We start from the raw sequence: 21017 nt of genomic DNA, 5'->3' as shown, positions 1-21017 counted from the left end.
GCGAGATTTAAGTCATGGCAGAAGCAGTCGTGGACAACGTACCCGCCAAGACAGACGGCAAGCCGCCGCTGTTTGGCCTGTCGTTCCTGGAAAACCTCTCCGAAATGACCATGTTGCGTCAGGTGGGCCTGATGGTCGGCCTGGCTGCCAGCGTGGCGATTGGTTTTGCCGTGGTGTTGTGGTCGCAGCAGCCTGATTACCGGCCGCTGTACGGCAGCCTGGCGGGCATGGATTCCAAGCAGATCATGGAAACCCTCGCCGCCGCCGACATCGCCTACACCGTGGAGCCCAACTCCGGTGCCTTGCTGGTCAAGGCCGACGATGTGGCGCGTGCGCGGATGAAACTGGCGGCCGCCGGCGTCACGCCGTCCGACAGCAATATCGGCTTTGAAATCCTCGACAAGGACCAGGGCCTGGGCACCAGCCAGTTCATGGAAGCCACCCGCTACCGTCGTGGCCTGGAAGGCGAACTGGCGCGGACCATTTCCAGCCTGAATAACGTCAAGGGTGCCCGCGTACACCTTGCCATCCCGAAAAGCTCGGTGTTCGTGCGTGACGAACGCAAGCCGAGTGCCTCGGTATTGGTCGAACTGTTTTCCGGCCGCTCCCTGGAGCCTGGCCAGGTATTGGCGATCATCAACCTGGTAGCCACCAGCGTGCCGGAGTTGAGCAAGTCGCAGATCACCGTGGTCGACCAGAAGGGCAACCTGCTGTCCGACATGGCCGAAAACTCCGCGCTGACCCAGGCCGGCAAGCAGTTCGACTACAGCCGTCGCATGGAAAGCATGCTCACCCAGCGCGTGCATAACATCCTGCAACCGGTGCTGGGCAACGACCGCTACAAGGCTGAAGTGTCTGCCGACGTGGACTTCAGCGCCGTCGAATCGACGTCCGAGCAGTTCAATCCGGACCAGCCCGCCCTGCGCAGCGAGCAGTCCACCAGTGAACAACGCACCGCCAGCAACGGCCCGCAAGGCGTACCGGGGGCCCTGAGCAACCAGCCGCCGGCACCTGCTTCCGCCCCACAAACCACCGGTGGCGCCGCTGCCACCGCTGGCGCGATTGCAGCCGGCCAACCGCTGCTGGACGCCAACGGCCAGCAGATCATGGACCCGGCCACCGGCCAGCCGATGCTCGCCCCGTACCCGGCGGACAAGCGTAACCAGTCCACCAAGAACTTCGAGCTCGACCGCTCCATCAGCCACACCAAGCAGCAGCAGGGCAAGATCAATCGCCTGTCGGTGTCGGTGGTGGTCGATGACCAGGTCAAGGTCAACGCCGCTGACGGTGCCGTTACCCGCGCACCCTGGAGCGCCGACGAATTGGCGCGCTTTACTCGCCTGGTGCAGGACGCCGTCGGCTTCGACGCCAGCCGTGGCGACAGCGTCAGCGTAATCAACATGCCGTTCTCCGCCGAGCGCGGAGAAGTGATCACCGACCCGGCGTTCTACACCCAGCCGTGGTTCTGGGACATCGTCAAGCAAGTGCTGGGAGTGTTGTTCATCCTGGTGCTGGTATTTGGTGTGCTGCGGCCGGTGCTCAACAACATCACCGGGCATGGCAAGAAACAACTGGCATTGGCCGGTGGCGACGTCGAGTTGGGCGGCATGGGTGGCCTGGACGGCGAGTTGGCCAACGACCGCGTCAGCCTGGGCGGCCCGCAAAGCATCCTGTTGCCAAGCCCGAGCGAAGGCTATGACGCTCAGTTGAACGCAATCAAGAGTCTGGTGGCAGAAGACCCGGGCCGTGTGGCCCAGGTCGTGAAAGAGTGGATTAACGCTGATGAATGATCGAGTCGCTGTTGCCAAGCTCTCCCGGGTCGACAAAGCCGCCGTGCTGCTGCTGTCGTTGGGCGAGACCGACGCCGCCCAAGTGCTGCGCCACATGGGCCCCAAAGAGGTCCAGCGCGTCGGCGTGGCCATGGCGCAGATGCGCAATGTGCATCGTGAGCAAGTCGAACAGGTGATGAGCGAGTTCGTCGAGATCGTCGGCGACCAGACCAGCCTGGGTGTCGGCTCCGATAGCTATATCCGCAAAATGCTCACCTCGGCCCTGGGCGAAGACAAGGCCAACGGCCTGATCGACCGCATCCTGCTGGGCGGCAACACCAGTGGCCTCGACAGCCTGAAGTGGATGGAGCCGCGCGCGGTCGCCGACGTGATTCGCTACGAACACCCGCAGATCCAGGCCATCGTCGTGGCCTATCTGGACCCGGACCAGGCCGGCGAAGTGCTCGGCCACTTCGACCATAAAGTGCGCCTGGACATCATCCTGCGCGTGTCGTCGCTGAACACCGTGCAGCCGGCGGCGCTGAAAGAACTCAACACGATTCTCGAGAAACAGTTCTCGGGCAACTCGAACGCCTCGCGCACCACCCTGGGCGGGATCAAGCGTGCAGCCGACATCATGAACTTCCTCGACAGCTCGGTCGAAGGCCAGTTGATGGACTCGATCCGCGAGATCGACGACACCCTGTCCGGCCAGATCGAAGACCTGATGTTCGTGTTCAACAACCTCGCCGATGTCGACGACCGTGGCATCCAGGCGTTGCTGCGCGAAGTGTCGTCCGACGTGCTGGTGCTGGCCCTCAAGGGCTCGGACGAGGGCGTCAAGGAAAAGATCTTCAAGAACATGTCCAAGCGTGCTTCCGAACTGTTGCGCGACGACCTGGAAGCCAAGGGCCCGGTGCGCGTCAGCGACGTGGAAACCGCGCAGAAAGAAATCCTCACCATTGCCCGCCGTATGGCCGAAGCCGGAGAAATCGTTCTCGGCGGGAAGGGCGGCGAAGAAATGATTTAAGGCGCCCTGCATGTCGAACAAAGATGAGACGCCCAGCGACCTGATTCGCGCGCGGGATGTCGGCGGGTTCGACATCTGGTCGTTGCCCAGCTTCGACCCCCACGTGCCGGAGCCTGAGCCGGAACCGGTGGAGGAACCGCCGGCACAGATGGAAGAAGTGCCGCTGGAAGAAGTCCAGCCGCTGACCCTTGAAGAGTTGGAAGCCATCCGCCAGGAGGCTTACAACGAAGGCTTCGCGGCCGGTGAAAAAGACGGCTTTCGCAGCACTACCCTCAAGGTTCGCCAGGAAGCCGAAGAAGCCCTCAGTGGCCAATTGGCCAGCCTGGAGCGCTTGATGGGCAACCTGTTCGACCCCATCGCCGAACAGGACGCGCAGCTGGAAAAATCCATGGTCGGCCTGGTGCAGCACATCGCGCGGCAAGTGATCCAGCGTGAACTGGTGCTGGATTCCAGCCAGATCGAAAGCGTGATGCGCGAGGCTCTCAAGCTGCTGCCCCTGGGTGTCGGCAATGTGCGGCTGTACATCAACCCGCAGGATTTCGAGCAGGTCAAAGCCTTGCGCGAGCGCCATGAAGAAACCTGGCGCATCGTCGAGGACGCGGCGTTGCAGCCCGGTGGCTGCCGCGTCGAGACCGAGCACAGCCGCATCGATGCCACGGTGGAAACCCGCATCAGCCAGATCATGACCAAATTGCTCGACCAGTTGCATGAGCAGGTGCTGCACCCGGCCGAGCCTGATCTGAGCGTTGACCTGGACGCCACCGATGCGCCTTGACCGCACCAGCTTCGCCAAGCGCCTGGGCAGCTACGCCGAGGCCACCGAGTTGCCCAGCCAGCCGATCCTTGAAGGGCGTCTGTTGCGCATGGTCGGCCTGACCCTTGAAGCCGAGGGCTTGCGTGCCGCCATGGGCAGCCGCTGCATGGTGATCAACGACGACAGCTACCACCCGGTGCAGGTCGAAGCCGAAGTGATGGGCTTTTCCGGCAACAAGATTTTCCTGATGCCGGTGGGCAGCCTCGCCGGCATCGCCCCCGGCGCCCGCGTAGTGCCCCTGGCTGACACCGGGCGCCTGCCGATGGGCATGAGCATGCTCGGCCGCGTACTCGACGGCGCCGGTCGCGCGCTGGATGGCAAGGGCGGCATGAAAGCCGAGGACTGGGTGCCGATGGACGGTCCCACCATCAACCCGCTCAACCGTAACCCCATCAGCGTGCCGCTGGACGTGGGCATACGCAGTATCAACGGTTTATTGACGGTCGGTCGCGGCCAGCGCCTGGGCCTGTTCGCCGGTACCGGTGTGGGTAAATCGGTGTTGCTGGGCATGATGACGCGCTTTACCGAGGCCGACATCATCGTGGTCGGGCTGATCGGCGAGCGTGGCCGTGAGGTCAAGGAATTCATCGAGCACAGCCTCGGTGAGGAAGGGCTCAAGCGTTCGGTGGTCGTCGCCTCGCCGGCGGATGATGCACCGCTGATGCGCCTGCGCGCCGCCATGTATTGCACGCGCATCGCCGAATATTTTCGCGACAAGGGCAAGAATGTCCTGTTGCTGATGGACTCGCTCACCCGTTTCGCCCAGGCCCAGCGCGAGATCGCCCTGGCCATCGGCGAGCCGCCGGCAACCAAGGGCTATCCGCCGTCAGTGTTCGCCAAGCTGCCCAAGCTGGTGGAGCGGGCCGGTAATGCCGAGGCCGGCGGGGGCTCGATCACCGCGTTCTACACCGTGTTGTCCGAAGGCGATGACCAGCAGGACCCGATTGCCGACTCGGCGCGGGGCGTGCTTGACGGGCACATCGTGCTGTCGAGGCGCCTGGCCGAAGAAGGGCACTACCCGGCCATCGACATCGAGGCGTCCATCAGCCGGGTGATGCCGGCGGTGGTGACGCCGGAGCACATGGCCCGCGCGCAATACTTCAAGCAGCTGTGGTCGCGTTATCAGCAGAGCCGCGACCTGATCAGCGTTGGCGCCTACGTGGCCGGTGGCGATCGCGAGACCGACCTGGCCATTGCGCTGCAACCGCAATTGGTGACCTACCTGCGCCAGGGGCTGAACGACAAGATCAGCATGGGCGAAAGCGAAGCACATCTGCAGTCCATCTTCGCCCCCGCGCCAGGCGGCTAAGCCATGGCCAACAGCCGCGCCGCGCGCCTGGCCCCGGTGGTGGAAATGGCCGAAAAGGCCGAAAAAACCGCTGTGCAGCGCCTGGGCTATTTCCAGGGCCAGGTGCGCCTGGCGGAAAGCAAGCTGGGCGACCTCGAGCGCTTTCGCCTCGAGTATCAGCAACAGTGGATCGAGCGCGGCAGCAAGGGCGTGTCGGGTCAATGGCTGATGGGGTACCAGGGCTTTCTCAACCAACTGGAAACCGCCGTCGGCCAACAGCGCCAGAGCCTGGCCTGGCACCAGAACAACCTCGATAAAGCGCGCGAAAGCTGGCAAGCGGCGTTCGCCCGCGTCGAAGGTTTGCGCAAGTTGGTGCAGCGCTATCTCGACGAGGCGCGGGCCCTTGAGGATAAGCGTGAGCAGAAGCTGCTCGACGAGCTGTCCCAGCGCCTTCCTCGCCAGGAACAGTTCTAACCAGGGAAACAGGGCACATTTGAACTACTGTGTTGCTCAGATCGAATTCGCCTGCTACACCTTGTGTCTAGTGCCAATGACAAGGAAGCAGTCACATGTCGATCGAGCCAGATGTATCCCTGGATGGGAAGAAGTTGACGATCACGATCAAGGGCCGATTCGATTTCGGCAGCCACCAGGCATTTCGTGATGCCTACGAGCGGTTCTATAAGGTGCCTGAGTCGTACGTCGTGGACCTGAAAGAAACCACTTATATGGACAGCTCGGCCCTGGGCATGCTTCTGCTGCTGCGGGACCATGCCGGTGGCGATAATTCAGATGTGCGCGTGACCAACAGCAACACGGACGTGCGCAAAATCCTCGCCATTTCCAATTTCGACAAGCTTTTCGATATCTCGTGAGAGTCCTGGCGCCCTTATCCGAGCCGCTGACCATCCTGATTGCCGAAGACAGTGCCGCCGACTTGCTGTTGTTGTCGACCATCGTGCGGCGTCAGGGTCACCATGTGCTCACCGCGACCAATGGCGAGCAAGCCGTTGAAGTGTTTGCGCGCGAGCGCCCGCAGTTGGTGTTGATGGACGCGATGATGCCGGTGATGGATGGTTTTCTCGCCGCGCGCTGGATCAAGCAGTTGGCGGGCGAGCAGTTGGTCCCCATTATCTTCCTGACCTCGCTGCGCGAAAGCGCCGCACTGGCCGAGTGTCTGGACGCCGGCGGCGACGATTTCCTGCCCAAGCCCTATAACCAGTTGATTCTGGCCGCCAAGATCAATGCCATGGACCGCCTGCGGCGGCTACAAGCCACGGTGCTGCGGCAGCGTGACCAGATCGCCCGTCACAACGATTACTTGTTACATGAGCAGCGCACCGCCAAGGCCGTGTTCGACAAGGTCGCGCATTCGGGTTGCATCAACGCGGCGCCGAATATCCGCTACCTGCAATCGCCCTATGCACTGTTCAACGGGGACCTGTTGCTGGCGGCCTATACGCCGTCCGGCGACATGCACGTGTTGCTCGGCGATTTCACCGGCCACGGCCTGCCGGCGGCCATCGGTGCCATGCCCCTGGCCGAAGTGTTCTATGGCATGACCGCCAAGGGCTATGGGCTGACGCAGACCCTGCGCGAGATGAACGCCAAGCTCAAGCGCATCCTGCCGGTGGACATGTTCTGCTGCGCCACACTGTTGTGCCTGAGCACCGAGCGGCGCGTGGTGGAGGTGTGGAACGGCGGCATGCCCGAGGGCTATGTGCATGAGGTCGCTACCGGCAAGCGCACGCCGTTGATGTCGCGGCATCTGCCGTTGGGCGTGCTGTCGGCCCAGGCATTCGATGACAGCACCGAGGTCTGGCCCATGGCCCTGGGCGACCGGGTGTTCCTGCTCTCCGATGGGGTGCTGGACACCGCCGACGCCAACGACCAGTTGTTCGGCGCCGAGCGTTTGCAGCAGGTGTTTGCCGCCAACCGCGAGCCCGACCGCTTGTTCGAGGATATCGAGCAGGCGCTGGCGGCATTTCGCGGTGAGGCACGGGACGACGTCAGCATGGTGGAAATCACCTTGCTGTCCGGCCAACCGCTGCGCGTGGCGGAACCTATGTATTCCGACAGTGGCCAGTCGTGCCCGCTGAATTGGTCGGTGAGTTTTGAATTTCGCGCGCAGACCCTCAGGCGCTACAACCCATTGCCGTATCTGCTGCAATTACTGTTGGAGGTCCACGGCCTGCGTGAGCAGAGCGGTGCGCTCTACACGGTGATGGCCGAGTTGTATGCCAATGCCCTCGAACATGGGGTACTGGGGCTGGATTCACAGCTCAAGCAAGATGCCGACGGGTTTGCGCAGTACTACCGCCTGCGCAACGAGCGGCTGGCGCAATTGAACAGCGGCCATATCCGGATACATGTGCAGGTGTCCCCGACTGCAAAGGGCGGCAAGATGACGTTGCGTGTCGAGGACAGCGGGCCCGGCTTCGATGTTGACGAGGTGCTGACGCGGCCGCTGGATGCTGACCGTCTGTCTGGCCGCGGCTTGAGCCTGGTGCGTCAACTTTGCAGCGCGGTACGCTGGTCCGATGGCGGGCGCAGTGTCTGCGTGGAGTTTTGCTGGGAGGCTCTGGCATAATCCGCCGATTCTTGATCAAGGAGCGAGCAAGTGGCTGAGATTCATCTGGACCCCGACGTGCTGTCGGGCTTGCAGGAGGTGATGGAGGACGAGTATCCACGGTTGCTGGAGACCTTCCTTCATGACTCCGAAGAGCGCGTCACCGCCTTGCGCAAGGCGCGTGATGACGCCAAGGCGCTGGGGCGCATCGCCCATAGCTTCAAGGGCAGCAGCGGCAACCTTGGGGCGGTGCGACTGGCGCATTTGTGTCAGCGCCTGGAAGTGGAGTCCGTTGGCACGACGGCGGACCTCGGGGCCCTGGTCGATCAGATCGATCATGAGTTTGCCTTGGTCCGACCGCTGTATGAGTCGGAGCGGCAGCGCTTCAGTCTCTGAAGCACTTCAAACCGCGATTTAGCTGCCCTGGGCGACTTGGCCCGACTCTTGCTCTATCTCTGGATACTGCATCCCCGACCCCCATGCAGTGGAGACCTTTATCTATGCCAGTCGCCCCTAATTCGCTCCTTCAGGCTGCCCCCGCGGCCAAGCCTCAAGCGCCTGCCGCCACCCCTGCGGCGGCTGCGGACCCACGGGACAAGGGCCCTGGCTTCGCTCAAGTGTTCGCCAACCAAGGCGCCAAACCTGCCTTGAAAACCGCCGACGCCCCAGGCAAGTCGGCGCCGACGGCAGCCAGCGATCAATCTGCCGCCAGCACGCCGGCGGTTGCCGATAGCGGCAATCTCTTGCCTGCCAAGCCGGCCAAGGTCGACGAGGACACAGCCGACACAGCCGCCGACCCGTCCCTGGCGCAACAGCCGCCGGCCGATCCGCCGGTCGACCCCGCGCTGATCGCCACGATCACACCCGCTGCCGTGCCGGTGGAAACGCCAGCGCCGACGGCGGCCGTGGAAGATGACAAGCCCCAGCCGGCCGCCGCCGCCCCCGTTGCCGTGAGCGACCAGGCCAAGTCATCGGCCTTCGACCCCGAAGCCGACCCCCTGGATGCCATGCCCGCCGTACGTTTGGCGATGGAGCAGGGCGGTCATGTATCGGCCAGCAGCCAGGCGCCACAGAAAACTGCGCCAGCCACGCCCCTGGATCAACCGACCGCCGCGCAGAACTTCGCGGCAGGCCTGGCCACTACGGTCGATCAACAGGCCACCAAGGACAGCACTGACCAGGGCGGCGACAAAGCCTTCGGCGCGCTGATCGATGACGGCCTCAAGGACCTCAAGGACGCCAGCAGCGACACCCGCGTGGATGACTTCGCCAACCGCCTCGCCGCGCTGACCCAGGCCGCCACGCCAAAAACCGCCAACGCCTTGCCGCCGGTGACCAACGCCCCGCTGGCCATGCACCAGAGCGGCTGGACCGAAGAAGTGGTCAACCGCGTGATGTACCTCTCCAGCGCCAACCTCAAGTCGGCCGAAATCCAGCTGCAGCCGGCCGAACTGGGGCGCCTGGACATCAAGGTCAACATGACGCCCGACCAGCAGGCCCAAGTGAGCTTCATGAGCGGCCATGCGGTGGTCCGTGAAGCGCTGGAAAGCCAGTCCGGGCGCCTGCGCGAGATGTTCGCCCAGCAAGGCATGGGGCAGGTGGACGTGAATGTGTCCGACCAGTCTCGCGGGCAGGAACAGCCGCAACAGCAGAGCCAGGCGCGGGGCGTGAGTAGCGGCCGGAGTAGTTCTGGCGATGCTGCCGACTCTGTCGACGTGGCGGTCGCCGTCGCGCCGGTGGTGAGCAGTGTGATCGGCTCCAGCGCCGTCGACTACTACGCCTGACCCAAGCCGAACACCGTTCAAAATGTGGGAGGGGGCTTGCTCCCGATTGCGGTGTATCAGCAACAAATTTGTTGACTGACACACTGCCATCGGGAGCAAGTCGAATCGTCGCACCGCCCCTCCCACATTTGATCTGTGTTGTCCTGTTGCCCTGGTGCCAGACAACTCTGGCATAACACTTGCTCTTGCCTTTCCGTAGATCTATGAATCCCAGAATAGTGACGGATTATTGGCATGGCGAAGAGCGACGACGCAGCAACTCCCCCCGCAGGCAAAGGCAAGCTCAAGCTGATCCTGCTGATTGTGCTGGGCCTGCTCCTGGCCATTGGCGCCTCGGTGGGTGGCACCTGGTACATCATGCACAGCAGCGCCAGCAAGCCGGCCCCCGCTGCCGACGCCGCCACGAACGTCAAGCAACCGGCAATCTTCGAGCCGATGCTGCCGGCGTTTGTCGCCAACTACAACCAGAACGGTCGCCAACGCTACTTGCAGGTGAGCATCACCTTGCTGGCGCGCAACCAGGCGGACCTGGACGCGCTCAAGGTGCACATGCCGGTGATCCGCAACAACCTGGTGATGCTGTTCTCCGGGCAGAGCTTCGACAGCCTGGCCACTGCGGTCGGCCAGGAAATGCTGCGCCAGAAGGTCACTGCCAGCGTGCAGGAAGTGGCCCAGAAAGAGCTCGGCAAAGTCGTGGTCGAGCAGGCGCTCTTCACTAACTTCGTATTGCAGTAGGACCACGACATGGCCGTGCAAGACCTGCTGTCCCAGGATGAAATCGACGCGCTGTTGCATGGCGTCGACGATGGTCTGGTACAGACCGAAATGGCTGCCGAACCCGGCAGCGTCAAAAGTTACGACCTGACCACCCAGGATCGCATCGTCCGTGGACGCATGCCGACTCTGGAAATGATCAACGAACGTTTCGCCCGATACACCCGTATCAGCATGTTCAACATGCTGCGCCGTTCGGCGGACGTGGCGGTGGGCGGCGTGCAGGTGATGAAGTTCGGTGAATACGTGCATTCGCTGTACGTTCCCACCAGCCTCAACCTGGTCAAGATCAAGCCGTTGCGCGGCACCGCGCTGTTCATCCTCGACGCCAAGCTGGTGTTCAAGCTGGTGGACAACTTCTTCGGTGGCGACGGCCGTCACGCCAAGATCGAAGGCCGTGAATTCACGCCCACCGAACTGCGCGTGGTGCGCATGGTGCTGGAGCAGGCCTTCATTGACTTGAAGGAAGCCTGGCAGGCGATCATGGAAGTCAATTTCGAGTACATCAACTCGGAAGTGAACCCGGCCATGGCCAACATCGTCGGGCCGAGCGAAGCCATTGTGGTGTCGACGTTCCACATCGAACTCGATGGCGGTGGCGGCGACCTGCACGTGACCATGCCGTACTCGATGATCGAGCCGGTGCGCGAAATGCTCGACGCCGGCTTCCAGTCCGACCTCGACGACCAGGACGAACGCTGGGTCAAGGCCCTGCGCGAAGACCTGCTCGACGTCGACGTGCCCCTGAGCGCCACCGTGGCCCGTCGCCAGTTGCGCCTGCGCGACATTCTGCACATGCAGCCGGGCGACGTGATCCCCGTCGAACTGCCGGAAGAACTGATCATGCGCGCCAACGGTGTGCCGTCGTTCAAGGTCAAGCTCGGTTCCCACAAGGGCAACCTGGCGTTGCAGGTGATTGAGCCGATCAATCGCCGCTGATGCACCCCCTATTCATGATTGTTTGCTGCGCCGAGGACATGTAATGGCTACCGAACACGAAAACACTTCCGCCGAAGACCAGGCCCTGGCTGACGAGTGGGCTGCGGCCCTGGAAGAAACCGGCGATGTCGGCCAGGACGATATCGATGCGCTGCTGGCCGCCGACGCTGCCTCCGCGCCGGCCGGCAAACGCCTGCCGATGGAAGAATTCGGCAGCGTGCCGAAAAACAACGACCCGGTGACCCTCGACGGCCCTAACCTGGACGTGATCCTGGACATTCCGGTGTCGATTTCCATGGAAGTGGGCAGCACCGAAATCAACATCCGCAACCTGCTGCAGCTCAATCAGGGCTCGGTGATCGAGCTTGACCGCCTGGCCGGCGAGCCGCTGGACGTGCTGGTCAACGGCACGCTGATCGCTCATGGCGAGGTGGTGGTGGTCAACGAGAAGTTCGGCATTCGCCTGACGGACGTGATCAGCCCGAGCGAACGCATCAAGAAGTTGCGCTGAAATGAAGTACAGCATGGCGGGACTGTTGCTGGCGCTGCCATTGGGCGCCCTGGCGGCTGAGCCGATCGCGCAAGCGGCTGCGGCACCTGCGGTCGGCAGCGTCGGCGGGCAGTTGACGCAACTGATGCTCGGCCTGTTGCTGGTGGTCGGCCTGATTTTCGTGCTGGCCTGGTTGATGCGCCGCGTGCAGCGTATCGGCCCGGGCAACGCCCAGGTTATCGAGCTGATCGGCTCGCGTGCCCTCGGCCCGCGCGATCGTTTGGTGCTGGTGCAGGTCGGCGAGGAGCAGATTTTGCTCGGCCTCACCCCCGGCCGCATTACCCCGTTGCACGTACTCAAGACACCGGTGGACGCGGCCAAGACCGAGGCCGCCACGCCAGAATTCGCCCAGCGCCTGATGGAATTGCTGGGCAAGGATCAGAAGGATAAGAAGTAATGCGCGTGTTCCTGACGCTCATGCTGTTGCTGGCCGCGCCGATGGCCCTGGGCGCCGACCCGTTGTCGATCCCGGCGATCACCCTGGGCACCAATGCGGCCGGCGCGCAGGAATACTCGGTCAGCCTGCAGATCCTGCTGATCATGACCGCGCTGAGTTTTATCCCGGCGTTCGTCATGCTGATGACCAGCTTCACGCGGATCATCATCGTGTTCTCGATCCTGCGCCAGGCCCTGGGCCTGCAACAGACGCCGTCGAACCAGATCCTCACCGGCATGGCGTTGTTCCTGACGCTGTTCATCATGGCGCCGGTGTTCGACAAGGTGAACCAGCAAGCCCTGCAGCCCTACCTGGCGGAGAAAATGACCGCCCAGGACGCCATCGACAAGGCCCAGGGCCCGATCAAGGACTTCATGCTGTCGCAGACCCGCTCCAGCGACCTCGAGCTGTTCATGCGCCTGTCCAAGCGCACCGACATCGCCACGCCGGACCAGGCCCCGCTGACCATCCTGGTGCCGGCCTTCGTCACCTCGGAATTGAAGACCGCGTTCCAGATCGGCTTCATGATTTTCATCCCGTTCCTGATCATCGACCTGGTGGTGGCGAGCGTGCTGATGGCGATGGGGATGATGATGCTCTCGCCGCTGATCATTTCGTTGCCGTTCAAGATCATGCTGTTTGTGCTGGTGGACGGCTGGGCGCTGATTATCGGCACCCTGGCCGGCAGTTTCGGAGGGGTATAGCGCGATGACCCCAGAAGTTGCCGTCGACCTGTTTCGCGAAGCGCTGTGGCTGACCACCCTGATGGTCGCCGTGCTGGTGGTGCCGAGCCTGCTGGTCGGTCTGCTGGTGGCGATGTTCCAGGCCGCCACCCAGATCAACGAACAGACCCTGAGCTTCCTGCCGCGCCTGCTGGTGATGCTGATCACCCTGATCGTCGCCGGGCCGTGGCTGGTGCAAACCTTCATGGAATACATCCTGCAGCTGTACGGCAGTATTCCGCAGTTGATCGGCTGAGCCGATGCAATCGTTACTGGCCTTGACCGACACCCAGATCAGCACCTGGGTGGCCTCGTTCATCCTGCCGCTGTTTCGCGTCACGGCCATGTTGATGGCCATGCCGGTGTTCGGCACCACCCTGGTACCACGGCGTGTGCGCCTGTATTTCGCGGTGGCGATCACCGTGGTGATCGTGCCCGGCTTGCCGCCGATGCCGCCGGTCAACGCTCTCGACCTCAGCGCATTGATGCTGATCGCCGAACAGATCCTGATCGGCGCCATGCTGGGCTTTTCCCTGAGCCTGTTCTTCCAGGCGTTTGTGGTCGCCGGGCAAATCATCTCGGTGCAGATGGGCATGGGCTTCGCGTCCATGGTCGACCCCACCAACGGTGTGTCGGCGGCGGTGATCGGGCAATTTCTGACCATGCTGGTGACCTTGCTGTTCCTGGCCATGAACGGCCATCTGGTGGCGTTCGAGGTCATGACCGAAAGCTTCACCACCTTGCCGGTGGGCTCGGGGCTGGTGGTCAACCACTTCTGGGAACTGGTGGGGCGCCTCGGCTGGGTGCTGGGCGCGTCGTTGCTGCTGGTGTTGCCGGCGATCACAGCGTTGCTGGTGGTCAACATCGCGTTTGGCGTGATGACCCGCGCGGCGCCGCAGCTGAACATCTTCTCGATTGGTTTTCCCTTGACCCTGGTGTTGGGCATGGGGATTTTCTGGGTCGGCCTGGCTGACATTCTCAATCAGTATCAACCGCTGGCGACCGACGCCTTGCAGTTCTTACGTGACCTGGCACGGGCGCGCTGAGCCATGGCCGAGAGCGAGAGTGGTCAGGACAAGACAGAAGACCCCACGGAGAAACGTAAAAAGGACTCCAGGGAAAAGGGCGAGATCGCACGCTCCAAAGAGCTCAATACCGTTGCGACCATGATGGCCGGTGCCGGCGCCTTGCTGATCTACGGCGGTGGCCTGGCGCTGGACTTGCTGGAGCTGATGAAGCACAACTTCACCTTGCCCCGCGAGGTGTTGCTCAACCCGGATTCCATGGGGCTCTACCTGCTGCATTCGGGCAAAATCGCGCTGCTGGCGGTGCAACCGATCCTGATCACCTTGCTGCTCGCCGCGCTGATCGGCCCGGTCGCCCTCGGCGGCTGGCTGTTTGCCGCCAGCAGCATGGCGCCCAAGTTCAGCCGCATGAACCCGGCGGCCGGGCTCAAGCGCATGTTTTCCACCAAGGCCCTGGTGGAGCTGCTCAAGGCCTTGGCCAAATTCATCCTGATTCTGTTCGTGGCGTTGTCGGTGTTGTCGTCCGACATCGACGACTTGCTGCGCATCGCCCATGAACCGCTGGAGTCGGCGATCATCCACAGCCTGCAAGTGGTGGGTTGGAGCGCGTTGTGGATGTCTGCCGGGCTGATCATAATCGCGGCGGTGGACGCGCCGATCCAGCTGTGGGAAAGCCACAAGAAACTGCTGATGACCAAGCAGGAAGTGCGCGACGAACACAAGGACCAGGAAGGGCGCCCGGAGGTCAAGCAACGCATCCGCCAACTGCAGCGGGAGATGTCCCAGCGCAAGATGATGGCCTCGGTGCCCGACGCCGATGTGATCATCACCAACCCGACCCACTACGCCGTCGCCCTCAAGTACGACCCGGAGAAGGGCGGCGCGCCGATGTTGCTGGCCAAGGGCAGCGACTTTACCGCGCTCAAGATTCGTGAAATCGCTGTGGCCAACGACATCTTGCTGCTGGAATCACCGGCGCTGGCGCGGTCGATCTTCTATTCCACCGACCTCGATCAGGAAATCCCCGCCGGGCTGTACCTGGCCGTGGCGCAGGTATTGGCCTACGTCTACCAGATCCGCCAGTACCGGGCGGGCAAGGGCAAGCGGCCCGATCCGCTCAAGGACCTGCCGATCCCGCCGGATTTGCGTCGCGACTCCTGAAAACGCGCTTTTATGTCTGCCTCTGTAGGAGCGAGCTTGCTCGCGAAAAACTCCGAGTCGCCGCGTTCATCCTGATTTGCGCGTTATCGTTACCCACCTTCGCGAGCAAACTCGCTCCTACAGGAGGGTGCCCATTACCTGTCAACTTTGACAGTAGCCAATGCGCCGCCTTCACTGTTTGATACAGCGATGAGCTGCGCAGCCATGCGCGGCTCGGGAGGCGGTGATGGATAGGACTACGGTCAAGTGGTTCGATGCGGTCAAGGGCATTGGTTTTATTGCCCGGGATCGTGATGGCAACGCGGTTGCCGTGCAGTCGACAGATGCCAAGTGCGGTGAAGTCCCGCCAGCCGCACCCACCTTGCGAAAGCCCCGCAAGCGGAAAAAAACACCGAAAGCCCCTCGCTAGCACCCATGGTCGTTTGCGTCTACCTGTCAACTTTGACAGTAGCCAGCGCCAGCGTCTCGCGGTTCTATTGCACCAGGCACTGCGCGCAGGCTGTAAACGAGATGCAGGGAGAACGGTATTGAAAGTGACGACGGGTACAGTCAAACGTGAGCTGGCCAGGGGCAAGTGGCTGATTGCGCTGGATGACGGGCATGACTGCGTCTTTATCGATTGGAGCGATTGGCGGGGGGCTGCACTGTCGATTGGTAAGAAGTTAACGTTTCAAATGATCCATAAACCCCAGGGCGTTTATGCGCTCCCCGTCAGTGCGCGCAACGGTACCGGGACGGGTCCATAAGTGTGTGGAGAACGGCAAGTGTTCAGGCCTCGAATATACGGCCTATTTAAAGACCACCCCGGGTGCAAATGTGGGAGGGGGCTTGCTCCCACCTTTGACCTGAGTCACACCCGCTAGGCTGCGTCGCTTCCAAGGTCATCCCGGGCCCAAAAGCAAAGTTGGAAGGCTTCTTGCAATACCGCCTGCAGGACGCCCCCCAGCGTCAAAACTTTGCTTCAAGGACACGAGGAAGACCGGTGGTAGATCGCTCTCAAATGCTCAGCACGGCCCGTGGCACCCTGACTGACCTGTCGCGGGGCAACCTGGGCGTGCCGTTGTTGTTGCTGGTGATGCTGGCAATGATGATGTTGCCGATGCCGCCGTTCCTGCTCGACGTGTTTTTCACCTTCAACATCGCCCTGTCGGTGGTGGTGCTGCTGGTGTGTGTGTACGCCCTGCGGCCGCTGGATTTCGCGGTGTTCCCGACCATCCTGCTGGTGGCGACCCTGCTGCGCCTGGCGCTGAACGTGGCGTCCACCCGCGTGGTGATGCTCCACGGCCAGGACGGTCACGCCGCCGCCGGTAAGGTGATCCAGGCCTTCGGTGAGGTGGTGATCGGCGGTAACTACGTGGTCGGTATCGTGGTGTTCGCGATCCTGATGATCATCAACTTCGTGGTGGTCACCAAGGGCGCCGGGCGGATTTCCGAGGTGAGCGCGCGGTTTACCCTGGATGCGATGCCCGGTAAGCAGATGGCTATCGACGCCGACCTCAATGCCGGCCTTATCGACCAGAACCAGGCCAAGAGCCGTCGCCTGGAAGTGGCCCAGGAAGCCGAGTTCTACGGCTCCATGGACGGCGCCAGTAAGTTTGTGCGCGGTGACGCCATCGCCGGCCTGCTGATTCTGTTCATCAACCTGATCGGCGGCATGGCCGTGGGCATTTTCCAGCACGGCATGACCTTCGGCGATGCGGGCAAGGTCTACGCCTTGCTGACCATCGGTGACGGTTTAGTGGCGCAATTGCCATCACTGTTGTTATCCACAGCTGCTGCGATCATGGTGACCCGTGCTTCGGGCTCCGAAGACATGGGCAAGCAGATCAGCCGGCAGATGTTCGCTTCGCCCAAGGCGCTGGCCGTGGCCGCCGGTATCATGGCCGTCATGGGCATCGTGCCGGGCATGCCCCACGTTTCGTTCCTGAGCATGGCGGCCATGGCCGGCGGCGCGGCCTACCTGTTCTGGAAGAAACAGAATGCGGTCAAGGTTCAGGCCCTGCAGGAAGTTGCCCGCCAGCAGGAATTGCTGCCATCCCCGGCCCGCGCCCAGGAAACCAAGGAACTGGGCTGGGACGACGTGACCCCGATCGACATGATCGGCCTGGAAGTCGGTTACCGCCTGATCCCGTTGGTGGACCGCAACCAGGGCGGCCAACTGCTGGCGCGGATCAAGGGTGTGCGCAAGAAGCTGTCCCAGGACCTGGGCTTTTTGATGCCCACCGTGCATATCCGCGACAACCTCGACCTGGCCCCCAGCGCCTACCGCCTGACCTTGATGGGCGTGATCCTGGCCGAAGCCGAGATCTACCCGGACCGCGAACTTGCGATCAACCCAGGGCAAGTGTTCGGTTCGCTCAACGGCATCACCGCCAAAGATCCGGCTTTCGGCCTGGAAGCGGTGTGGATCGAAGTCAGCCAGCGCAGCCAGGCGCAGTCCCTCGGTTATACCGTGGTGGACGCCAGTACCGTGGTCGCTACCCACCTCAACCAGATTCTCTACAAACACTCCCACGAGCTGATCGGCCACGAGGAAGTCCAGCAATTGATGGGTTTGCTGGCCAAAGCCTCGCCAAAACTGGCCGAAGAGCTGGTGCCGGGCGTGCTGTCGTTGTCGCAGTTGCTCAAGGTGTTGCAAGCCTTGCTCGCCGAACAGGTGCCCGTGCGCGATATTCGCAGCATCGCCGAGGCCATCGCCAACAATGCCGCCAAGAGTCAAGATACTGCCGCTCTGGTGGCGGCGGTACGGGTCGGTTTGTCCCGCGCCATCGTGCAAAGCATTGTAGGCGTTGAGTCTGAGCTGCCTGTTATCACCTTGGAGCCAAGGTTGGAACAGATATTGCTCAATAGTATTCAGAAGGCAGGGCAAGGCCAGGAAGAGGGCGTTCTGCTGGAGCCAAGCATGGCTGAAAAGCTGCAGCGTTCGTTGATCGAAGCCGCGCAGCGCCAGGAGATGCAGGGCCAGCCGGTGATTCTGCTGGTGGCCGGTCCGGTCCGCGCGATGTTGTCGCGCTTCGGGCGCCTGGCAGTACCGAATTTGCACGTGTTGGCTTACCAGGAAATTCCTGACAATAAGCAAGTGACTATCGTCGCGACAGTAGGGCCCAACGGCTGAGGGTAGTGGGTTATGCAAGTAAAGCGTTTTTTCGCCGCCGATATGCGTCAGGCCATGAAGTTGGTCCGCGATGAGCTGGGCGCCGATGCCGCGATTATCGGTAACCGTCGTATCGCTGGCGGTGTCGAGCTGACGGCTGCCCTGGATTACACGCCTCAGGCCCTGGCTCCGCGTGTGCCGAACATGGAGCTCGAAGACGAGCTGCGCAAGACCGCTTCGCGCATCGTCTCGGCCCAGGCCGAACTGAGCATGCGCGGTGACAGCGACGCCACCACCAACCGCCAATTGTTCGCCGGCCTGCCACTGACCGCCGCCGAGCCGCTGGTGGAACCTACGTTTGTCGAACCGCCACGTCCTGCAGCGCCAGCCCCGGCCGCCGCAGTCGACCAGCGTGTGTTCGATTCGATGCGCTTTGAACTCAACGGCCTGCGCGAGCTGCTTGAAGTGCAACTGGGCTCGCTGGCCTGGAGCCAACTGCAAGGCAGCAAGCCGCAACAAGCCAACCTGTGGCGCCGGCTGCAGCGCATCGGCCTGTCCGGGCCGTTGTCCCGCGACCTGCTGGCGCTGACCGCCGAAGTCGAAGAGCCGCGCCAAGCCTGGCGCATGCTGCTGGCGCACCTGGCGCGGATGATCGCCACCCCGGAAATCGAACCCCTGGAAGAAGGCGGTGTGATCGCCATGGTCGGCCCCGCCGGCATGGGCAAGACCACCACCCTGGCCAAGCTGGCCGCGCGTTATGTGCTCAAGTACGGCGCGTCGAATATCGCGCTGGTGAGCATGGACAGCTACCGCATCGGCGCCCAGGAACAGCTCAAGACCCTGGGCCGTATCCTCAATGTGCCGGTGACCCACGTCGACCCGGGCCAGTCCCTGGCCAATGCCCTCGACCCGCTGCTGCGCAAGCGCGTGGTGTTGATCGATACCGCCGGCCTGCAAGCCAGCGACCCGGCCCTGCGCATGCAGCTTGAAAGCCTGGCCGGACGCGGCATCAAGTCGAAAAATTACCTGGTGCTTGCAACCACCAGCCAGAAACAGGTTCTTACCGCTGCCTATCACAGCTACAAACGCTGCGGCCTGGCCGGTTGCATCCTGACCAAACTGGATGAAACCGCCAGCCTCGGCGAAGTGCTGAGCCTGGCGATCAGTCATGAATTACCGGTCGCCTATCTGACCGACGGGCCGCGGATCCCGGATGATTTGCATCTGCCGCGCCGTCATCAGTTGGTCAGCCGTGCTGTCAGTGTGCAAATGCAAGACGAGCCTAGCGAGGAAGCGATGGCCGACATGTTCGCCGACCTTTATCACAACCCGGCAAAGCGGGTGGGATAAGGCAGGATGAACACCGTGAAATGTACCTACATCGATGGTCTGCAAGCGATACACGCGACCAAGCCATGTAGCCTGCGTCTAAGCAAGACAAGGTAAAGAAATAAAATGGGCAGCATGCATCCCGTACAGGTGATCGCGGTGACCGGCGGCAAAGGTGGCGTCGGCAAAACTAACGTGTCAGTGAATTTGTCCCTGGCCCTGGCAGAGCTTGGCCGTCGCGTCATGCTGCTGGATGCTGATCTGGGCCTGGCGAACGTGGACGTTCTGCTGGGGCTGACACCCAAACACACGCTCGCCGATGTGATCGAAGGCCGCTGTGAGCTGCGCGATGTGCTGCTCCAGGGTCCCGGTGGTATCCGCATCGTGCCGGCCGCCTCGGGCACCCAGAGCATGGTGCACCTGAGCCCGGCGCAGCATGCCGGCCTGATCCAGGCCTTCAGCGATATCGGCGACAACCTCGACGTGCTGGTAATCGACACCGCCGCCGGGATCGGCGAGTCGGTGGTCAGCTTCGTACGCGCCGCGCAAGAAGTGCTGCTGGTGGTCTGCGACGAACCCACTTCGATCACCGACGCCTACGCCCTGATCAAACTGCTTAACCGTGACTACGGCATGAACCGCTTCCGCGTGCTGGCCAACATGGCCCAGAGTCCGCAGGAAGGGCGCAACCTGTTCGCCAAGTTGACCAAGGTCACGGATCGTTTCCTCGATGTCGCCTTACAATACGTCGGTGCAGTTCCCTATGACGAGTGTGTGCGCAAGGCCGTGCAAAAGCAGCGTGCGGTCTACGAAGCGTTCCCTCGTTCCAAGTGCGCACTGGCGTTCAAGGCGATAGCCCAGAAGGTCGATACCTGGCCGTTGCCTGCCAACCCTCGGGGGCATCTGGAGTTTTTTGTCGAGCGATTGGTGCATCAGACGAGCGCAGGGCCTGTGCTATGACATCCAGCGGCTACAACCTTTACAAAAAGTCGGCCCGTGACAGCCAGGGCGAGTTGATCGAGCGCTATGCGCCGCTGGTCAAGCGCATTGCCTATCACCTGCTGGCGCGCCTGCCCGCCAGCGTGCAGGTGGAAGACCTGATCCAGGCCGGGATGATCGGCCTGCTCGAAGTGTCGACCAAATACGACGCAAGCAAGGGCGCGAGTTTCGAGACGTATGCGGGTATCCGTATCCGTGGCGCGATGCTCGATGAAGTGCGTAAAGGGGATTGGGCGCCGCGTTCGGTACACCGCAATACGCGCATGGTCAGTGACGCAATTCGTGCAATTGAAGCAAAAACCGGTCGTGACGCTAAAGATCATGAAGTTGCGGCCGAACTCCAATTGAGTCTCGACGATTATTACGGGATTTTGAACGATACCTTGGGCAGCCGCCTGTTCAGTTTCGACGACCTGTTGCAGGACGGCGAACACGAAGGGCTGCACGAGGACGGCGCGAGCGCGCATATGGAACCGTCGCGCGATCTGGAAGATGAACGTTTCCAGGGAGCGCTGGCGGAGGCCATTGCCAATTTGCCGGAGCGCGAGCGCCTGGTGTTGGCGCTGTACTACGACGAGGAGCTGAACCTCAAGGAAATCGGTGAGGTCCTGGGGGTCAGCGAATCGCGTGTCAGCCAGTTGCATAGCCAGTGCGCGGCCCGCTTGCGGGGGCGGTTGGGAGAGTGGCGCGCGCGCTGACAGGCAGTGTGGGGACACTGCAGACGCTACCGCGAA

Annotated in this window: 22 protein-coding genes; all 22 read left to right on the top strand. The window is 62.4% G+C overall.

Features of this window, described 5'->3' with window-relative positions; translation table 11 throughout:
- The first annotated feature begins 14 nt into the window (after positions 1-14).
- The 22 genes from fliF (at position 15) to fliA (ending at position 20981) form a co-directional block, all read left to right on the top strand.
- A complete protein-coding gene (fliF, locus tag C4J88_RS18875) occupies positions 15-1790 on the top strand; it encodes a flagellar basal-body MS-ring/collar protein FliF (protein WP_124363782.1) in 1776 nt (591 codons plus the stop codon).
- Positions 1783-2799, top strand: coding sequence for a flagellar motor switch protein FliG (fliG, locus tag C4J88_RS18870; RefSeq protein WP_057721344.1), 1017 nt, complete (start codon positions 1783-1785; stop codon positions 2797-2799). The genes fliF and fliG overlap by 8 nt, the downstream gene beginning before the upstream one ends.
- Positions 2800-2809: 10 nt before the next feature.
- The gene (gene fliH / locus C4J88_RS18865) at positions 2810-3574 is read left to right on the top strand and encodes a flagellar assembly protein FliH (RefSeq protein ID WP_124407820.1); all 765 of its coding nucleotides are present in this window, start codon (positions 2810-2812) and stop codon (positions 3572-3574) included.
- Positions 3564-4922: a flagellar protein export ATPase FliI gene (gene fliI / locus C4J88_RS18860; RefSeq protein WP_124407819.1), complete on the top strand. Its 1359-nt coding sequence runs from the start codon at positions 3564-3566 to the stop codon at positions 4920-4922. The genes fliH and fliI overlap by 11 nt, the downstream gene beginning before the upstream one ends.
- A gap of 3 nt (positions 4923-4925) precedes the next feature.
- Positions 4926-5375 (top strand): flagellar export protein FliJ, encoded by a 450-nt coding sequence (fliJ, locus tag C4J88_RS18855; RefSeq protein ID WP_124363779.1) that lies wholly within the window; start codon positions 4926-4928, stop codon positions 5373-5375.
- Between the two features lie 95 nt (positions 5376-5470).
- Positions 5471-5776 (top strand): STAS domain-containing protein, encoded by a 306-nt coding sequence (locus C4J88_RS18850; RefSeq protein WP_124367845.1) that lies wholly within the window; start codon positions 5471-5473, stop codon positions 5774-5776.
- The gene (locus C4J88_RS18845) at positions 5773-7491 is read left to right on the top strand and encodes a fused response regulator/phosphatase (RefSeq protein ID WP_124407818.1); all 1719 of its coding nucleotides are present in this window, start codon (positions 5773-5775) and stop codon (positions 7489-7491) included. Before C4J88_RS18850 ends, C4J88_RS18845 begins: the two co-directional genes overlap by 4 nt.
- 30 nt (positions 7492-7521) lie before the next feature.
- The gene (locus tag C4J88_RS18840; protein WP_124407817.1) at positions 7522-7866 is read left to right on the top strand and encodes an Hpt domain-containing protein; all 345 of its coding nucleotides are present in this window, start codon (positions 7522-7524) and stop codon (positions 7864-7866) included.
- Positions 7867-7970: 104 nt separating this feature from the next.
- Entirely contained in the window at positions 7971-9254 is a 1284-nt protein-coding gene (locus tag C4J88_RS18835; RefSeq protein WP_124407816.1) for a flagellar hook-length control protein FliK, read from the top strand.
- Between the two features lie 234 nt (positions 9255-9488).
- The gene (gene fliL, locus C4J88_RS18830; protein ID WP_124363774.1) at positions 9489-9989 is read left to right on the top strand and encodes a flagellar basal body-associated protein FliL; all 501 of its coding nucleotides are present in this window, start codon (positions 9489-9491) and stop codon (positions 9987-9989) included.
- 9 nt (positions 9990-9998) lie between these two features.
- Positions 9999-10967 (top strand): flagellar motor switch protein FliM, encoded by a 969-nt coding sequence (gene fliM, locus C4J88_RS18825; protein WP_124363773.1) that lies wholly within the window; start codon positions 9999-10001, stop codon positions 10965-10967.
- Between the two features lie 43 nt (positions 10968-11010).
- Positions 11011-11478, top strand: a complete 468-nt coding sequence (gene fliN, locus C4J88_RS18820) for a flagellar motor switch protein FliN (RefSeq protein WP_053257298.1) — start codon at positions 11011-11013, stop codon at positions 11476-11478.
- 1 nt (position 11479) lies between these two features.
- The gene (gene fliO, locus C4J88_RS18815; RefSeq protein ID WP_124367841.1) at positions 11480-11914 is read left to right on the top strand and encodes a flagellar biosynthetic protein FliO; all 435 of its coding nucleotides are present in this window, start codon (positions 11480-11482) and stop codon (positions 11912-11914) included.
- Positions 11914-12657, top strand: coding sequence for a flagellar type III secretion system pore protein FliP (fliP, locus tag C4J88_RS18810; RefSeq protein ID WP_124363771.1), 744 nt, complete (start codon positions 11914-11916; stop codon positions 12655-12657). The genes fliO and fliP overlap by 1 nt, the downstream gene beginning before the upstream one ends.
- Positions 12658-12661: 4 nt before the next feature.
- Complete coding sequence (fliQ, locus tag C4J88_RS18805; protein ID WP_057721355.1) at positions 12662-12931, top strand: flagellar biosynthesis protein FliQ; 270 nt, start codon at positions 12662-12664, stop codon at positions 12929-12931.
- A gap of 4 nt (positions 12932-12935) precedes the next feature.
- The gene (gene fliR / locus C4J88_RS18800) at positions 12936-13721 is read left to right on the top strand and encodes a flagellar biosynthetic protein FliR (protein WP_124367840.1); all 786 of its coding nucleotides are present in this window, start codon (positions 12936-12938) and stop codon (positions 13719-13721) included.
- A gap of 3 nt (positions 13722-13724) precedes the next feature.
- Positions 13725-14861 carry a flagellar biosynthesis protein FlhB gene (gene flhB / locus C4J88_RS18795; RefSeq protein ID WP_124363769.1) on the top strand — a complete coding sequence of 379 codons (1137 nt, stop codon included), beginning with the start codon at positions 13725-13727 and terminating at the stop codon, positions 14859-14861.
- A 533-nt stretch (positions 14862-15394) separates the two neighbouring features.
- Entirely contained in the window at positions 15395-15607 is a 213-nt protein-coding gene (locus C4J88_RS18785) for a hypothetical protein (protein WP_256659142.1), read from the top strand.
- A 254-nt stretch (positions 15608-15861) separates the two neighbouring features.
- The gene (flhA, locus tag C4J88_RS18780) at positions 15862-17976 is read left to right on the top strand and encodes a flagellar biosynthesis protein FlhA (protein ID WP_124365188.1); all 2115 of its coding nucleotides are present in this window, start codon (positions 15862-15864) and stop codon (positions 17974-17976) included.
- A gap of 12 nt (positions 17977-17988) precedes the next feature.
- Positions 17989-19305 carry a flagellar biosynthesis protein FlhF gene (flhF, locus tag C4J88_RS18775; RefSeq protein ID WP_124363767.1) on the top strand — a complete coding sequence of 439 codons (1317 nt, stop codon included), beginning with the start codon at positions 17989-17991 and terminating at the stop codon, positions 19303-19305.
- 105 nt (positions 19306-19410) lie between these two features.
- Positions 19411-20244 (top strand): flagellar synthesis regulator FleN, encoded by an 834-nt coding sequence (gene fleN, locus C4J88_RS18770; protein ID WP_003192912.1) that lies wholly within the window; start codon positions 19411-19413, stop codon positions 20242-20244.
- Positions 20241-20981, top strand: a complete 741-nt coding sequence (fliA, locus tag C4J88_RS18765; protein ID WP_124359259.1) for an RNA polymerase sigma factor FliA — start codon at positions 20241-20243, stop codon at positions 20979-20981. Before fleN ends, fliA begins: the two co-directional genes overlap by 4 nt.
- The last annotated feature ends 36 nt before the right edge of the window (positions 20982-21017 follow it).

The organism is Pseudomonas sp. R4-39-08 (genome assembly GCF_003852275.1).
Lineage (GTDB): Bacteria > Pseudomonadota > Gammaproteobacteria > Pseudomonadales > Pseudomonadaceae > Aquipseudomonas.
The sequence above is the reverse complement of the archived record's forward strand: the minus strand, read 5'-3'. Positions and strand labels throughout refer to the sequence as shown.

What these genes read in the sequence shown, in the direction of transcription:
- fliR (WP_124367840.1), top strand. Translation starts at nt 12,936, where the DNA reads ATGCAATCGTTACTGGCCTTGACCGACACCCAGATCAGCACCTGGGTG.
- fliJ (WP_124363779.1), top strand. Translation starts at nt 4,926, where the DNA reads ATGGCCAACAGCCGCGCCGCGCGCCTGGCCCCGGTGGTGGAAATGGCC.
- fleN (WP_003192912.1), top strand. Translation starts at nt 19,411, where the DNA reads ATGGGCAGCATGCATCCCGTACAGGTGATCGCGGTGACCGGCGGCAAA.
- fliQ (WP_057721355.1), top strand. Translation starts at nt 12,662, where the DNA reads ATGACCCCAGAAGTTGCCGTCGACCTGTTTCGCGAAGCGCTGTGGCTG.
- fliO (WP_124367841.1), top strand. Translation starts at nt 11,480, where the DNA reads ATGAAGTACAGCATGGCGGGACTGTTGCTGGCGCTGCCATTGGGCGCC.
- fliG (WP_057721344.1), top strand. Translation starts at nt 1,783, where the DNA reads ATGAATGATCGAGTCGCTGTTGCCAAGCTCTCCCGGGTCGACAAAGCC.
- C4J88_RS18850 (WP_124367845.1), top strand. Translation starts at nt 5,471, where the DNA reads ATGTCGATCGAGCCAGATGTATCCCTGGATGGGAAGAAGTTGACGATC.
- fliI (WP_124407819.1), top strand. Translation starts at nt 3,564, where the DNA reads ATGCGCCTTGACCGCACCAGCTTCGCCAAGCGCCTGGGCAGCTACGCC.
- fliN (WP_053257298.1), top strand. Translation starts at nt 11,011, where the DNA reads ATGGCTACCGAACACGAAAACACTTCCGCCGAAGACCAGGCCCTGGCT.
- fliH (WP_124407820.1), top strand. Translation starts at nt 2,810, where the DNA reads ATGTCGAACAAAGATGAGACGCCCAGCGACCTGATTCGCGCGCGGGAT.
- fliL (WP_124363774.1), top strand. Translation starts at nt 9,489, where the DNA reads ATGGCGAAGAGCGACGACGCAGCAACTCCCCCCGCAGGCAAAGGCAAG.
- fliP (WP_124363771.1), top strand. Translation starts at nt 11,914, where the DNA reads ATGCGCGTGTTCCTGACGCTCATGCTGTTGCTGGCCGCGCCGATGGCC.
- flhB (WP_124363769.1), top strand. Translation starts at nt 13,725, where the DNA reads ATGGCCGAGAGCGAGAGTGGTCAGGACAAGACAGAAGACCCCACGGAG.
- C4J88_RS18835 (WP_124407816.1), top strand. Translation starts at nt 7,971, where the DNA reads ATGCCAGTCGCCCCTAATTCGCTCCTTCAGGCTGCCCCCGCGGCCAAG.
- fliF (WP_124363782.1), top strand. Translation starts at nt 15, where the DNA reads ATGGCAGAAGCAGTCGTGGACAACGTACCCGCCAAGACAGACGGCAAG.
- fliA (WP_124359259.1), top strand. Translation starts at nt 20,241, where the DNA reads ATGACATCCAGCGGCTACAACCTTTACAAAAAGTCGGCCCGTGACAGC.
- fliM (WP_124363773.1), top strand. Translation starts at nt 9,999, where the DNA reads ATGGCCGTGCAAGACCTGCTGTCCCAGGATGAAATCGACGCGCTGTTG.
- flhF (WP_124363767.1), top strand. Translation starts at nt 17,989, where the DNA reads ATGCAAGTAAAGCGTTTTTTCGCCGCCGATATGCGTCAGGCCATGAAG.
- flhA (WP_124365188.1), top strand. Translation starts at nt 15,862, where the DNA reads ATGCTCAGCACGGCCCGTGGCACCCTGACTGACCTGTCGCGGGGCAAC.